The organism is Lentibacillus daqui (assembly GCF_027186265.1).
GTDB lineage: Bacteria > Bacillota > Bacilli > Bacillales > Amphibacillaceae > Lentibacillus_C > Lentibacillus_C daqui.
Window position 1 is genome coordinate 402,610 of the sequence record NZ_CP114176.1, and the last position, 13,760, is coordinate 416,369.

The 13,760-nt window shown below is 40.3% G+C and carries 17 protein-coding genes; 7 read left to right on the forward strand and 10 right to left on the reverse strand.

Annotation, left to right across the window (positions count from 1 at the left end):
• The first annotated feature begins 24 nt into the window (after positions 1-24).
• Both O2S85_RS02150 and O2S85_RS02155 read left to right on the forward strand, forming a co-directional pair.
• Positions 25-1,209, forward strand: coding sequence for an MFS transporter (locus O2S85_RS02150; RefSeq protein WP_269411124.1), 1,185 nt, complete (start codon positions 25-27; stop codon positions 1,207-1,209).
• A gap of 60 nt (positions 1,210-1,269) precedes the next feature.
• On the forward strand, positions 1,270-1,449 hold the full coding sequence (locus O2S85_RS02155; protein WP_269411125.1) for a hypothetical protein: 180 nt from the start codon (positions 1,270-1,272) through the stop codon (positions 1,447-1,449).
• Between the two features lie 506 nt (positions 1,450-1,955).
• Here O2S85_RS02155 and O2S85_RS02160 read toward each other — a convergent pair.
• From O2S85_RS02160 to O2S85_RS02175, 4 genes are all read right to left on the reverse strand, one after another.
• Positions 1,956-2,990, reverse strand: coding sequence for a YdcF family protein (locus O2S85_RS02160; protein WP_269411126.1), 1,035 nt, complete (start codon positions 2,988-2,990; stop codon positions 1,956-1,958).
• Positions 2,991-3,057: 67 nt separating this feature from the next.
• The gene (locus O2S85_RS02165; protein WP_269411127.1) at positions 3,058-3,642 is read right to left on the reverse strand and encodes a TetR/AcrR family transcriptional regulator; all 585 of its coding nucleotides are present in this window, start codon (positions 3,640-3,642) and stop codon (positions 3,058-3,060) included.
• A gap of 31 nt (positions 3,643-3,673) precedes the next feature.
• Positions 3,674-3,988, reverse strand: coding sequence for a DMT family transporter (locus O2S85_RS02170; RefSeq protein ID WP_269411128.1), 315 nt, complete (start codon positions 3,986-3,988; stop codon positions 3,674-3,676).
• Between the two features lies 1 nt (position 3,989).
• Entirely contained in the window at positions 3,990-4,343 is a 354-nt protein-coding gene (locus O2S85_RS02175) for a DMT family transporter (RefSeq protein ID WP_269411129.1), read from the reverse strand.
• 299 nt (positions 4,344-4,642) lie between these two features.
• Between O2S85_RS02175 and O2S85_RS02180 the strand changes: the two genes are divergently transcribed.
• A complete protein-coding gene (locus tag O2S85_RS02180) occupies positions 4,643-5,419 on the forward strand; it encodes an ABC transporter ATP-binding protein (protein ID WP_269411130.1) in 777 nt (258 codons plus the stop codon).
• Positions 5,420-5,528: 109 nt separating this feature from the next.
• On the opposite strand, the gene O2S85_RS02185 is transcribed toward O2S85_RS02180, so the two are convergent.
• Positions 5,529-6,092: a YusW family protein gene (locus O2S85_RS02185; protein WP_269411131.1), complete on the reverse strand. Its 564-nt coding sequence runs from the start codon at positions 6,090-6,092 to the stop codon at positions 5,529-5,531.
• Between the two features lie 145 nt (positions 6,093-6,237).
• On the opposite strand from O2S85_RS02185, the gene O2S85_RS02190 reads away from it, so the two are divergent.
• From O2S85_RS02190 to O2S85_RS02200, 3 genes are all read left to right on the forward strand, one after another.
• On the forward strand, positions 6,238-7,377 hold the full coding sequence (locus O2S85_RS02190) for a YibE/F family protein (protein ID WP_269411132.1): 1,140 nt from the start codon (positions 6,238-6,240) through the stop codon (positions 7,375-7,377).
• The gene (locus O2S85_RS02195; protein ID WP_269411133.1) at positions 7,374-8,138 is read left to right on the forward strand and encodes a YibE/F family protein; all 765 of its coding nucleotides are present in this window, start codon (positions 7,374-7,376) and stop codon (positions 8,136-8,138) included. Before O2S85_RS02190 ends, O2S85_RS02195 begins: the two co-directional genes overlap by 4 nt.
• Before the next feature lie 80 nt (positions 8,139-8,218).
• On the forward strand, positions 8,219-8,419 hold the full coding sequence (locus tag O2S85_RS02200) for an SHOCT domain-containing protein (protein ID WP_269411134.1): 201 nt from the start codon (positions 8,219-8,221) through the stop codon (positions 8,417-8,419).
• Between the two features lie 67 nt (positions 8,420-8,486).
• Here the strand turns inward: O2S85_RS02200 and O2S85_RS02205 are convergent, their stop codons facing one another.
• Complete coding sequence (locus O2S85_RS02205; protein WP_269411135.1) at positions 8,487-9,620, reverse strand: hypothetical protein; 1,134 nt, start codon at positions 9,618-9,620, stop codon at positions 8,487-8,489.
• Between the two features lie 86 nt (positions 9,621-9,706).
• On the opposite strand from O2S85_RS02205, the gene O2S85_RS02210 reads away from it, so the two are divergent.
• Complete coding sequence (locus tag O2S85_RS02210; RefSeq protein WP_269411136.1) at positions 9,707-10,258, forward strand: hypothetical protein; 552 nt, start codon at positions 9,707-9,709, stop codon at positions 10,256-10,258.
• 104 nt (positions 10,259-10,362) lie between these two features.
• On the opposite strand, the gene trpA is transcribed toward O2S85_RS02210, so the two are convergent.
• From trpA to trpC, 4 genes are read right to left on the reverse strand one after another with little or no spacing between them, the layout of a single operon-like run.
• Positions 10,363-11,163 carry a tryptophan synthase subunit alpha gene (gene trpA / locus O2S85_RS02215; protein WP_269411137.1) on the reverse strand — a complete coding sequence of 267 codons (801 nt, stop codon included), beginning with the start codon at positions 11,161-11,163 and terminating at the stop codon, positions 10,363-10,365.
• Positions 11,163-12,362 (reverse strand): tryptophan synthase subunit beta, encoded by a 1,200-nt coding sequence (gene trpB, locus O2S85_RS02220; RefSeq protein ID WP_269411138.1) that lies wholly within the window; start codon positions 12,360-12,362, stop codon positions 11,163-11,165. The genes trpA and trpB overlap by 1 nt, the downstream gene beginning before the upstream one ends.
• Entirely contained in the window at positions 12,337-12,972 is a 636-nt protein-coding gene (locus tag O2S85_RS02225; RefSeq protein WP_269411139.1) for a phosphoribosylanthranilate isomerase, read from the reverse strand. The genes trpB and O2S85_RS02225 overlap by 26 nt, the downstream gene beginning before the upstream one ends.
• Positions 12,962-13,759, reverse strand: coding sequence for an indole-3-glycerol phosphate synthase TrpC (gene trpC, locus O2S85_RS02230; RefSeq protein WP_269411140.1), 798 nt, complete (start codon positions 13,757-13,759; stop codon positions 12,962-12,964). Before trpC ends, O2S85_RS02225 begins: the two co-directional genes overlap by 11 nt.
• Position 13,760: the final 1 nt, after the last annotated feature.

Below are 13,760 nucleotides of genomic sequence, written 5' to 3' on the forward strand. Positions count from 1 at the left end.
TTGTAAAAAAAGGAGGGTTAAATTATGAGAAAGGCTCTTTTTCTCACGCTAGGCATGTTCACTCTAGGGTTTGATGCCTATGTGGTGGCTGGATTGTTACCTGATATTGGAACAACGTTTAAAATAAGTGATTCGCAAACAGGACAGGCAGTGACTGTCTTCACGCTTTGCTATGCTATTGCAGCCCCAATTTTTGCAACTTTATTAGCTGGGAAACCAGCGCGTAGGATTTTAGTGTTGGCACTTGCGATATTCTCAGTAGGTAACGGAGCTAGCGCACTAGCCCCTAATTTCCCTTTCTTGTTAATAGCACGTGCAGTTGCAGGTGTTGGGGCAGGATTATACTCGCCGTTAGCCGCCGCAGCCGCCGCATCACTTGTTTCCGAACAAAAACGGGGTCGCGCTTTAGGTATGACTTTAGGCGGCATGAGCATGGGGACTGTTGTGGGTGTTCCACTTGGGTTGATAATTGCTAAGCATTTAGGCTGGCATGGAACATTAGGGTTAATTACTGCTTTAGGCTTTATCCCCATGTTTGGAATTGCCATTTGGTTTCCAAACTTTTCGGCATCGGTTCCACCATCCCTGCGTAAACGTTTTGCAATGATGGCCAATGGGCGCGTTGCTGCAACCGTTGGTATCACTTTTCTAACGAGCATAGCAAGCTTAGGTCTCTATACGTATATGGCGCCAATGCTGCAGGACTTGGCAGGAGTTCATAATGTCACACCTTATTTGTGGGCATGGGGAGTCGGAGGTGTGGTTGGAAGCTTATTTATTGGTAGCCTTATTGACCGAACAGGTCGACCTGGACTACTTATGGGCGGAATATTGATCCTATTAGCATTATCCTTGTTTTTCCTGCCATTAGTTATAGGTATTCCTGTATTGGTATTCTTACCTTTTGTTGTTTGGGGGGCAACGGGATGGGCGTCACAGGCACCCCAACAGCATAGGTTACTTCGTTTACAGCCTGATCATGGCCCAGCTGCAGTCGCCTTAAACAGTTCCGCTAATTATTTGGGGAGTTCAGTGGGATCTGCACTTGGGGGGATTATTATGGTAGCCGGCTTAACACCTTCCCAACTCCCTTTGGTCACTGGCTGTGTTGTAATAATAGCTTTACTTGGGCAATTAGGCGTTTTGGTGTTAAAAAACGAGCAAAAAGTTTTGAATCAATGTAAAAGAAATGAAAATTATTGGAGGTAAAATTATGTATACAGATTTTTCTTGAAACTGATATCAATTTAATAGAAGGGATAAAGGAAAATGAATTACATAAAGGAACTCAATGCATTTTATCATCATATCGTATTTGAACCGCTCTCTGGTGCAGCGGTTTCCCTATGGCATACTCTGATGCATTTTAACAATCGTTACGGCTGGAGAGCGCAATTTTCTGTGCCTGCCACGATGCTTGAGCTTGCATCTGGTGTAAAAGGAAGTTGAAGTTCGTTTAAGCGGGCAAGAGACGAATTGAAGCAGAAGGGTTTCATTCGTGTAACTTCACGCGGTGGGAATTAGGCTGCTGTTTATCAAATGATTTCGCGGATTTAGGATCATGATACTAATGGAGCCTTGGCAGGTGATAAGCAGCCGGTCAATCAGGCGAGTTTGCTGCATGAGGATGGGCAGGATACGGATGTTGTAGTCAGCGAAAACACAAATTGGCAATCGAAGCGACAAAGGAATTGGAAAATCAGATGCCGCACCAGTTCGTGATGAAAATTTTAAGCAAGATAAGATAACGCAATATGTAATAGAGGGACGAGATGACACGGTGACCTGCAATGTGAATAACAGGCTAGCACTACAGTTCAAAATGAGAACCACATTCCGGATCACACAGCGACCTACAAGATGAATGACAACCTGAATGACAGTCCGGCCCCATTAATTAAACAAAAAGATAAACAAAACTCCAGGGTTTGCTCTTTTGTTGCCTTTAGTATTGGTTAATAAAATAGAACTAATAAAAGGGTTAAAAGGATAGAAATACCCAAAATGGTCCCCACTACAACGGTATGACGTTTACGTTGCATGACAATGATGGCGATATATTCTCGAATCATTGCATTTGACCAGTAGTAGAATGCAGTTTTCGAACCGATTCCCTGGCTCTTTAGGCCTGCCATTTTTGCATATAAGCTGGCCCTGAATAGATGGAAATTGTTTGTAGTAAAGATGCTGTTATAGTTGCCACCTTTTATTGAATCCATTATTTGTTTTGAGTAAAGCATATTCTGGAATGTGTTAACTGACCGAGTTTCTGTCAATGTATGATCAGAAGGAAGTCCTTTTTCAACAGCATACTTTTGCATGGCTTCCGCTTCAGGCAGGTTTTCATCCGGCCCTTGCCCGCCAGAAAAAAGTACAATAGGTGCGAAAGTGACAGCCGCTTGTTTCCAATAAAAATCAATCGCCTTATTAATTCGACTGGCCAGGAGCGGCGGCACTTTATCGTTAATTAAACCACTGCCAAGCACGATGATAAAGTCTTGGTTATATTTTGGCTTGTTAAATTGATACAAAAAATAAGCAGTTAAAAAGTTGGCTAAGTGTAAAAAGAAATAAACGATTATTAAGTAAGCCCCGCCGTATAAAGGTTCCAAATAATCAGGTAAAAAACGCTCCGGATTCACGATGCGAAATAAAAATAATACCAGAAGAAAGATACCTAAAATGAATGTCAAACTGTTGGCAAAACGGCGGCTTTCCCTTTTCATCAGGATTCGGCCATTTAGAAATAATCCTATACCCAGAGCGAATAACCCAAATGTCAGGATAAAGAGTAGAAATACAAATGGAATAAGAGCGATTAGCACAAAAATCTTACTACCTGAGCTGATCCCAAAATAACTACAAAAAATAAGAAATGAACAAAAAAACAGGTTAAATAGAAAACCGTTTATCATTCGTCTGGGATCTGTTAAATAAAATGCCAGGAAAATAATGAATAAAATTAGAGAAATAATACCAAGAATAACCATTTTACCCCTCGATTTTTTAGTCTAGTCCATAATAAATCATCCCAAATCTCTCTACTTTGCGGATGATTCACGAAGCGCGAATACCCTTCCAAAATACAGACCAAATCGTATTTAATCTACGTTCATATTCCTCATAAGGGGAGCTCATCATATAGAAAAGCATACCGTCTAATATGGTTGTAAAAGAAATAACAATAGTCTCCTCGTCGATAAGCTCATTCTCTTTGTTGTTCTTTAAGATAGAAAAAACAAGATCTTGAATCGTTTCCTCTACTTTCTTATTCTTGGCTGTTATAAGTTCTTTAAAATTTTCCGGCGGGTAAATCCAATACCTTTTGAGAAAAGAACCTTTATCGTTCATATAATAGTATTTATTCAATTCAACTAAAACGTGATATAGTTTTTTCTCTATTGGAAAATTTACTATAACGTAGGATTGTTGTTCGATAAACTCTAAGTAATCTTCAATAACAAAACTTACAATTTGTTCAAAGAGATCTTGCTTACTTTCAAAATAAGCATAAATCGAAGGGGTTTTAATGTTTACATTTTTAGCTATATCTTTAAGTGCTGTTTCCTCGTAGCCATACGAGGAAAACAGCTTTAAACCTTGTTCCAGTATTCTTCTTTTCGTTTTTTCACCTTTTTTCAACTCACTTTTCACCTCATTTTGTCCGCGTTCATCAGGATATTAATTTTAAGCTTACTATACTAAAAATGATTCCTGCAACTAAAATAAGTTTCTTCGCACTCTTCGGTTCCTTAAACAAAAACATCCCAAGTAAAACACTTCCTGATGCACCCACTCCAGTCCATATACCATAACCGATACTAATAGGGATTTCGATTAATGAGACGGAAAGAAAGAAAAAACTTAAACACAAAGATAAGATAAAAAAGATGGTTGGCTTTAATTTTGTAAATCCTTCCGTTAACTTTAGATTAATAATACCGCCAACTTCAAATAATCCAGCTAATATTAAAAATAACCAATACATATTAGACACTCCCCCTTGCATTTTTCTCTTCTTTTGGTTCATCCGAAATTAATTTTAGTCCGATAATACAGCTAATTAGCAGGACAACTAACACAATCTTGGTTGGACTCACGGGATCTCCTAAAAATGTCATGCCCACCAAAGCTGTACCAAAAGCACCCAGACCTGTGAATACTGCATAAGCCGTCGAAACGGGCAGTACCTTTAGTGTTTTAGCGAAAAACCACCAGCTAAGAACTAATAATATAACTGTCGGAATAACAATTTCTATTCTTGTAAATCCTTCTGAAAAGCCTAGACCAAGTGCCCAGCCAACTTCAAGAATTCCGCCAATAATTAAGTAAACCCATGCCATGATAACCTCTCCTTTTTAAAGTAATTAATCTAACTAATGATTGTTAGATTTTTATATAAAAGTATAACAATCTTTAAGCAACACCTTTCAATAAAATCTAACTAACATACATTAGATTTTATGATAATTAAGCTCATTTTGCAAGAGTAAAATTTTATTTTCGTTTGCTGTTATTTTTAAGGTTTATTTTGCCATGGTATTTTGGCAACCTGCAATAGTTAAAATTATTTGTCTTTAACTTATTCTAAATGTAGTATATTAGGTATTCAACATGATACAGGAAGAAGGGAAGAGAGACAGTGAACGGAATAGTAGAAATGCAAAATGTTTCATGGAAACGGCAAGGGGAAACGATTTTATCAGATATCAATTGGCAAGTCACGAAGGGGGAGCACTGGGCCGTATTGGGTCTAAATGGTTCTGGTAAAACAACGCTGTTAAACATGATTAATGGATATATTTGGCCAACAACAGGGAAGGTTTCCGTGCTGGAGCAGCCGTTCGGACAAACGGACATTAGAGAACTCCGTAAATCAATTGGCTGGGTTAGTTCCTCGCTTCAAGAACGCATCAAAGGAACCGAGCTGGCAGAGAACATTGTTGTTAGTGGAAAATATGCTTCGATTGGACTATATGACACCCCGACTGGGGCTGATTTTGAAAGAGGATACCAGCTTATGGAGCAAATTGGCTGCAGTCATTTAATTGGACGCACCTATCAAACCTGTTCCCAGGGAGAAAGGCAAAAGATTCTAATCGCACGAGGACTAATGGCATCGCCGGAGCTATTAATTTTAGACGAACCTACCAACGGACTGGATTTTATTTCACGTGAAGAGCTAATGGCTTCCATTAATCATCTGGCAAGCCAGGCAGATGCACCAACGATTTTGTTTGTCACCCATCATATAGAAGAAATATTGCCTGTATTCACTCATACTTTATTGTTGAAACAGGGAACCGTTTATGCAAAAGGGGATAGAGACGATATGTTATCAAAGGAGCGTTTGTCGGCGTTTTTTGATATTCCTGTGCAGGTTGACTGGCGGGAAGAACGGGCGTGGATGACAAGATAGAGTGTTTTTGTGGTAGAATGAAAGTAACAAAGTTAGAATTTAGGAATATGATAAAGGATTGTGACGTGATCAAAATAAAAGAAGAAGGCCTTCCGAAAAGACCTTCTTCCTATTTTTTATCCTCAAATTCAACCTTCGTATTATCCTCAAACGTCAACTCAATTTCAAACTTTGTATAGTCCGATGGCAAATCAAAGGCTTTTAGTGTTTGATCAATTGCATCTTGCTTGTTCGTGTCCCGGTCAATTGTGAGCTTTTTGAGGTTGGGATAGATTTTATCAAACGCTTCTTTTCCTTTAGTATCGATATTATTTATTTTATCATCTTCAATTTCTGCTTCAATTTCTCCAGTATTTCTGTCTTGTTCAATCTCCGCCTCATATTCTTGTTGTCCATAACTAACTTCCAATTCAAAATCTGTATAGTCCAGTTGTTTCATCTTGTCTTTCATGTCGGCAGTTGAATCATCTTGATCATTGTTGTTGTTATCGTCCATTTCACCCGTGTCGGCATGATCATCGTTATTTGCCTGATCTTGCCCTTGATCCTGATTCTGATCATTTTCTGTTGTATCATTATTGTCTGTTGCTGCATTATTGTTGTCATTCTGTCCGCATGCCGCCAGAACAAATGATAATAAAAGGACAGCAAATAGTTGTATGAATCGTCTCATTTTTAATTCCTCCTTATTATGTAGATATTACCACTTTTAGTATAGTCTAAACTGCATGACTCATGCATGTATGGTCTGCTGAAAATATTTGGCCTTTGTACATATTTGTTATACACTAAACCTATCCAATAGTTGAAGGGTTGCTTTGAATGTGATGATCAACAAATTGAAAAACATGACATATAAACAAATTCTGTTTTATATCATTTTGACTATCTGCTTTGTTGCATCGCTTGTTTTCGTATATCACAATTATGCATTTTATGATCGTCCAATTGCTAAAGTCACCCAAACAAAGCTGGTCGATACAACTGAAGTGACAGATGAACATCATAATCAAGACAAGCTATTCACACAGCATATCATTGCCGAATTAAAAAATGGCAAGGAAAAAGGGCAAGACGTCCTTTTAACGAATAAATATTCATTATCTGGAGCTTATGACCAGGAATATCATGTTGGAAATGAATTATTCGTTTCGATTAATAAACATGATAAAGACAATAGCCATCTTACGGGAAGCATAAAAGACGTCAAACGCGATAAATTTGCCGTTACCGTAGCATGGATATTTATTTTTTTCCTGCTAATCGTTGGTAAAAAGCGCGGGCTGTTTGCTGTGATTAGTTTAGCGGTCAATGCCGCTTTGTTAACCTATGCACTGGATGTATATGTGAATTCAGCAAATACGAGTTTGTTATGGATTTGCGGGATAAGTGCTGTCTTTTTTACGGTCATTTCGCTATTGCTTGTTAGCGGTTTTAATGAAAAAACCTATGCAGCTATCATGGCAACTTTATTGGGGACGTTTATTTCCCTGCTCATATCCTATCTCGTGTTATGGGTGACTTCCGAAAATGGACTTCGGTATGAAGAGATGCAATTTCTGACTCGCCCTTATCGATTGGTGTTCATGGCCGGATTATTACTTGGGTCGTTGGGCGGCGTCATGGATGTGGCCATTACCATGTCTGCTTCCATCTTTGGGCTGTATGAAACGGACCACCATATATCCGATAAAGCGTTAAAAACTTCAGGACGGGAGATTGGCAAGGACATTATGGGGCCGATCACGAATATCTTATTTTTTGTCTATATTAGCGGCTCGATTCCTATGCTGATTTTGTATTTGAATAACGGTTCTCCAATGACGTTCTCCTTTTCCATGAACCTCTCCCTGGAATTGGCCCGCGCCTTAGCTGGTGGGATTGGCATCGTAATCACCATTCCAATCGCACTATATACGGCTATTTTTTTCGTTAAGCGAAAGAGGGCGAGATCATGAATACATTAGTGTGGATGGCCGGGATTTTATTGATATTGATGGTCATTGTCGGAGGAAAAAAAGGTATTCGGTCGTTTACAGCATTATTCCTGAATTTTGGCGTGTTGATTCTGACCATACTGATTATGACGATTCCAAATCTGAACCCGATTATCCTGACGTTTATTGCCTGTACAGTGATTAGTTGCATCAGTCTTTTTTATATTAACGAGGTGAACCAGACAACAAAAACAGCGTTCATTGCGACGATGATAACCATTGTTATTTTGCTTTTGTTTATTGTTATCGTGACAAAAAAGGCGATGATTCAGGGATTTGGTGAAGAAGAGACAGAGGAAATCAGTGTATTTTCCCTCTATATTGGCGTGGATTTTGCCAAAGTTGGTGCATCGGTTATTATCATGAGTACCATCGGCGCAATTACCGAAATTGCCATTTCCATCGCCTCTTCCATGAGAGAGATAAGTCATCACAATCCACGTATCAGCAGGAAAAAGTTATTCTCGTCTGGATTGGGGATTGGGAGAGATATCCTGGGAACAGATACGAATACATTATTTTTTGCCTTCTTTGGAAATTATTTGGGACTGCTGATCTGGTTTAAAGATTTATCCTATTCATTTGGAGAAATCACCAATTCAAAGGTGTTTAATGCAGAAATGATCAATATCCTTTGTGCTGGAATTGGTATAGCGTTGATTATTCCGGTTACCGCCTGGATTACAGCATATCATTTGGTGAAGGAAAAGCAGGATGTTTAGCTGTGGAGTGAAGAATAAACTTAAATTGATTTAGGGATTAAACATGGCATAGTTGGTTATATAAGTAGTAAGAGGTGATCATGATGTATATCCTTAGTGCATTTTCTATAAGGCTGGTCATATCCATTATCATTGCCATTGTGCTATTGTGGATTATTTTTCGCTTTAGGGCTGGTAAGAATGGGGAGGGAAGTTCACTGGAAATCATGAAAGAGCGTTTGGAAAAAGGTGAAATCACACAGGAAGAATTTGAGCGGGCTAAGAAGAAGCAGGGGAAATAAAGAATAAACTCCCATTTTTTCAAAGAATTCAATCAAAACAAAAGAGCTAAAGCTTAAGCGCGTAACTTTAGCTCCTTTTTGCTTTGACAATTAAAAAAGGGATCCAGGCAATCGCAGCAAACAGCATAGAGGCCCCTAAAATCATGGATGTGATTTCTTCAGCCGCCCCTCCCCGGTGTTGGAAAATTAATGCGATAACCAATGCAATAATGAAGTCCTCAATCAGAAATCGTATCATGTGGTACCAGCGTAAATAAGGTTTTAAAGATACAAAATACAAACAAGAAGTAATAAATATCAATAGAAGCGCTAAAAAACTGTCGTCTGCAATGATTTCCTTTTCTGTCAATATCACTAATACATAGCTTCCAATAATCAGAAATGCATAGGATTTTAGTGCAGCTGAACTCCACGCTTTGAATGGCAATTTTTGTTTTTGGTCAGACGTGTCTGCTACATCTGTTTTCACGTCAGGGCTGCCTGGTTCCGCTGCATCATCTGTTTTTGAATCAGGCGGTTCCGTGTTTTTTAACAGCTCCGTCTCAATGATAAGTTCAGAGACAACAATAGGTTTTTCCATTGGATAAGGGTTGTGCACCTCTGTCCGTTGAAAACGGGGCTGCTGATTCTTATCTTCTGTTTCCACGAGCAATGTCGAAAGGTAAAGTGGGATACGTTTTGTCCGTAACGTTTCCGCCCATGTTTTAACAGCAGTAGTTTCCTCCAATGGAATGGTAACCGATGCTTCTTCAAATTCATCCTCATAAACAATTATAAGGGCAGGATTCGGGTATTCACGATCTATCGGATGCAGCTGATCGTCCTTTAACACATAGCCAGTTAATACAGCCTGTTTCATGGCAGGGTAACTAATATTGCCCTCCCTTTTTGTACCACCCATTGTATCCCAGATTTTATAAGCAACACCCTCGTATCCAAGTGTATAGCTGCTAAGGTGGTGATTCAGCCAAGCCATTTCCCGTATACTGCCAATGGCCACTCTTAACATCTTAATACCTGGAATAATCAACAATAATAGCAATAGTAGCCAGAGTTTACGGTAGATTGCTAGTAAAACAGGCGGTCCAATGATTAGGCAAACAGCAATAAGTATAAGCACAACAAAAAAATAAAATAATTTGAGCCATGCGCCCGGTTCAAGCGGTTTTTCCTGTTGTTGATCGATTATGTATGTATCCATCACCTTGCTCACCTCCATAAAAAATTAATGCTTGTTGGAAGCAAATTCCCTGTTAGAATATAAGTATATCAAAAATGGGAGGAGACATGAGCAGTATTATGGAATTTTACCCGGAAATGTTTCTGTCCAAATGGCATTTGCTCGTTGTTTTTATCATTGTTATAACTATTATTGGGGTAAAAATCGGTGGCTATGACAAAGAAATAATGAAACGTTACATATGGAAATCATTGATCTTTTCTTATATTGCAGTTACTGTTATCGTAACGTTTTTTACCTATGATACCAAACACATGGATAGTCAAATGATAGCCTGGATGGATGATGCGCATGAAGAAGGTAAGGGGGAAGATCCAGGGTTATTAGAGCTTGACAAGGATCTTGTTGTATATGTGGGTTCCTTCGGGGATGAAGAAGAGGATAAGACGGTAAAAGTTTATGCCGGAAATTATCGGGATGATAAATCTTTTCATGGCAGCGTGACTGTATTTATATTTGGTGAAACTGGTGATGTATTAAAAGAGGAAAGTTATGAAGATATTACGTTGGAGGCAGGGGATAAAGTGGAAATTGACACTTTTGAAGTGGAGGATGAGAAGAAACCGGATAAATTCAATTATTTGTTTCAGGAGGAGTAGTGCGGATTGTCGGTAAGTTTGGAATAGCTATCCCATTTTCGGAGGATTACCGTAAAATAAAAGGGACGACAGCTGGTATCGTCCCTTTAATAGTAAAACTCACTTTAATAGGTGGTAACGGAACCATCCTTTTGATTGCTCATTGTGATCAGCTTCCTAATCTCCTCACGCTCACCCTTGTCAAACAAATCAACAATTTTACTTCCGACCACAACGCCATCACATGCTGACCCTAAGTCATGTGCTTGTTCTGGTGTGGATACCCCGAAACCTGCCAGGACAGGGGCTTTGGACATTTTCTTTAACTGTTGCAGATAGTCTTTAACATTGGCTTGGTGTGTTGCTCTTGCTCCGGTCGTACCGGTTACGGAAACTGCGTATAAGAATCCCTCTGTCCGCTCGGCAATTTGTTGCAGGCGTTCTATTGTGCTGGTTAATGCAGCAAGACGAATCAGGGCAATGCCGTTTGCTTGTAAATCATCTGTAACAATGGCTTCTTCTTCAAGTGGCAAATCGGGAATAATCACGCCATCAACACCGGCCTTTGCACAATCAGCTGCGAACTTCTCGATGCCATAGATGAAAATTGGATTTAAATAGACCATAAAAATGATTGGCATGGTACATGTACCTTTAAAGCTTTTTACAGTTTCCAACACATTGGCGAGCGTAGTCCCATTATTTAATGCACGTATCCCGGCGTCCTGAATTGTTGGGCCATCTGCTACTGGATCGGAAAAAGGGATTCCTAGTTCCACAGCACTCGCTCCACAATCTTGTAAAAATTGCAGGCGTTCTTCCAAACAATCCAACCCACCGTCACCAGCCATGATATAGGGAACAAACAGTTTTTCGTTGGCGGCCAATTTTTCTTGAAATACTTCCTCTATATGTTGTTTACCCATTATGCTTCACCTTCCAATGCAGCTTTTACTTGTTCCACGTCTTTATCTCCGCGCCCTGATAGACAAATAACCAGTGATTGCTCTGGATCCATTTCTTTTGCTAGTTTCATAGCATAGGCAACTGCATGCGCGCTTTCCAATGCCGGAATAATGCCTTCAACCTTTGATAAATACTGAAATGCTTCCAGTGCTTCTGCATCGGTTATCGATGTGTAAGTTACCCTTGATGTATCGTGAAGGTGACTATGTTCCGGTCCAACACCAGGGTAATCCAATCCGGCTGAAATAGAAAATGCCTCCTGAATTTGTCCGTGTTCGTCCTGTAATAAATGGCTCATCGTTCCGTGCAGGATACCGACATTTCCACTGGTAAGAGTAGCCGCGTGCTGATCGGTATCCAGTCCCGCACCGCCCGCTTCGACACCATAAAGCTTAACAGATGCATCCTCGACAAATGGATAAAACATGCCCATTGCATTACTGCCGCCCCCAACACAGGCAACGACTGCATCTGGCAGACCGCCCGCTTGTTCCGCGAATTGTTGTTTCGTTTCGCTGCCAATCACCGCTTGAAAGTCACGAACGATTTTGGGAAAAGGGTGTGGTCCGGTGACAGATCCGAGAATATAATGGGTGTCCTCCACATGGCTAACCCAGTAACGCAATGCCTCATTGACCGCATCTTTCAAAGTACCACTGCCCTGGGGGACGCTTTTTACTTCCGCGCCGAGCAATTCCATCCGGAACACATTCAGTTTTTGCCGGCTAATATCCTTTTCTCCCATGAACACGACACATTCTAGGCCAAGCAGTGCACAAACCGTAGCAGTGGCAACTCCATGTTGGCCAGCGCCTGTTTCTGCAACAACTTTTTGTTTTCCCATTCGCTTGGTTAGCAGTGCCTGACCGATTGTATTATTAATTTTATGGGCGCCGGTATGGTTTAAATCTTCCCGTTTCAAATAAATCTTTGGTCCGCCAAGCTGTTTGGATATATTTTCCGCATAATATAGCGGTGTTTCCCGGCCGGAATATTGCTTTAGATAGTAATTTAATTCCTTGATAAATTCTGGGTCTTTTAATGCTTCTTCATGTGCCTCTTCCAGTTCAAATAGTGCGGGCATTAGTAATTCCGGTACAAATTGGCCGCCAAATTTTCCGTAGCGTCCTTTTTCATCTGGCATGGTATATGTTGCCATGTTCCTCATCCTTTCCTTTTGCGTTTGTGATGAATTGCCTGATCTTTTCTGTATCTTTTTTGCCGTCTGTTTCTACACCGCTGGATACATCGACACCGGCTGGCTGGGCGGTCTGGATGGCTTCTTGAATATTATCCGCTTGGAGTCCGCCGGCTAAAATCATCTTGTCGTGATCCAAATCTATTTTTTGCAATAACCCCCAGTCAAATGTGGTGCCATTCCCGCCGCGGTTAGGACCAATCGGGCTATCGAGTAAATAATATGCGCATGGGTAGGTAGTGATGGTCTCCAAGTTCTCCGGTTTCACGGAAAAAGCTTTGATGACCGGATATCCCAATTGTTTGGCATATTCCGGTGGTTCATCTCCATGTAATTGAATAAAATCAAGTCCGACTTGTTCCGCGATTTCCTTAACTGTTGCCAATGATTCATTGACAAACACGCCAACTTTTTTCACGGATGAAGGAATCGCTGAAGCAATTACTTGAGCCTTGGTTGGGGTGATTTGTCGTTTACTTGGAGCAAACACAAAACCAATAAAATCGGTTCCTGCTTCTACTGCGACGTTTGCTGCTTCTTGGGTGGTGATGCCGCAAATTTTAACGCGCATTTTCAGCAATCCTCTTTGTTGGTATTTTGATATCCCGGAATGTTTTTGCCAAGTTGCTGGAACGTATCAAGGTTTCGCCAACCAAAACTGCCTTTACACCAGCTTTTCCTAATCGTACGACATCATCATTTGTTTTGATGCCACTCTCGCCGATGAGAAGTGTTCCAGGTTTATTGACCATGGGAGCAAGGTTTTCCGTTACTTGTAAATCCACATCAAAGGTTTTCAGGTTACGATTATTAATGCCAATGATATCTGCATCCATTTCCAGAGCTTTATTCATTTCCGCCTCGTTGTGAACTTCAACGAGGACATCCAACGCTTGATGTTTTGCATAGGTATATAATTGCTGTAACGTTTCCTGATCCAGTGCCGCGACAATGAGTAAAATAATAGAGGCACCGGCTGTTTTTGCCTGATCAATCTGAATCGGATCGATGATGAAATCTTTACACAGTAATGGGATATTTACCGCTTCTCGGACGGCAATCAGGTCTTCCATCGAGCCTTTAAAAAAGGGGTTATCAGTCAACACGGAAATGGCTCCAGCACCATATGCCTCATATTGTTTTGCTTGCTCGACAGGATCCACTTGCAAATCAATTGCTCCCTTGGAAGGAGAAGCACGTTTGATTTCAGCAATCACGTTCATATACTCCGATGCGGAAAAAGTTTGTTTAATCGACGGGATATCTTTCTTTGAACTTTTCGCAAAAGGGTCAGTTTGTGCCTTTAACTGGGCAACCTCTCTTTCCTTTTGCTGTAATATATCAGCTAAAATCGTCATC

Coding starts and splice junctions, on each gene's coding strand:
- O2S85_RS02150 (WP_269411124.1), top strand. CDS start 25: ATGAGAAAGGCTCTTTTTCTCACGCTAGGCATGTTCACTCTAGGGTTT.
- O2S85_RS02155 (WP_269411125.1), top strand. CDS start 1,270: ATGAATTACATAAAGGAACTCAATGCATTTTATCATCATATCGTATTT.
- O2S85_RS02160 (WP_269411126.1), bottom strand. CDS start 2,990: ATGGTTATTCTTGGTATTATTTCTCTAATTTTATTCATTATTTTCCTG.
- O2S85_RS02170 (WP_269411128.1), bottom strand. CDS start 3,988: ATGTATTGGTTATTTTTAATATTAGCTGGATTATTTGAAGTTGGCGGT.
- O2S85_RS02175 (WP_269411129.1), bottom strand. CDS start 4,343: ATGGCATGGGTTTACTTAATTATTGGCGGAATTCTTGAAGTTGGCTGG.
- O2S85_RS02185 (WP_269411131.1), bottom strand. CDS start 6,092: ATGAGACGATTCATACAACTATTTGCTGTCCTTTTATTATCATTTGTT.
- O2S85_RS02195 (WP_269411133.1), top strand. CDS start 7,374: ATGAATACATTAGTGTGGATGGCCGGGATTTTATTGATATTGATGGTC.
- O2S85_RS02200 (WP_269411134.1), top strand. CDS start 8,219: ATGATGTATATCCTTAGTGCATTTTCTATAAGGCTGGTCATATCCATT.
- O2S85_RS02205 (WP_269411135.1), bottom strand. CDS start 9,620: ATGGATACATACATAATCGATCAACAACAGGAAAAACCGCTTGAACCG.
- O2S85_RS02210 (WP_269411136.1), top strand. CDS start 9,707: ATGAGCAGTATTATGGAATTTTACCCGGAAATGTTTCTGTCCAAATGG.
- trpA (WP_269411137.1), bottom strand. CDS start 11,163: ATGGGTAAACAACATATAGAGGAAGTATTTCAAGAAAAATTGGCCGCC.
- trpB (WP_269411138.1), bottom strand. CDS start 12,362: ATGGCAACATATACCATGCCAGATGAAAAAGGACGCTACGGAAAATTT.
- O2S85_RS02225 (WP_269411139.1), bottom strand. CDS start 12,972: ATGCGCGTTAAAATTTGCGGCATCACCACCCAAGAAGCAGCAAACGTC.
- trpC (WP_269411140.1), bottom strand. CDS start 13,759: ATGACGATTTTAGCTGATATATTACAGCAAAAGGAAAGAGAGGTTGCC.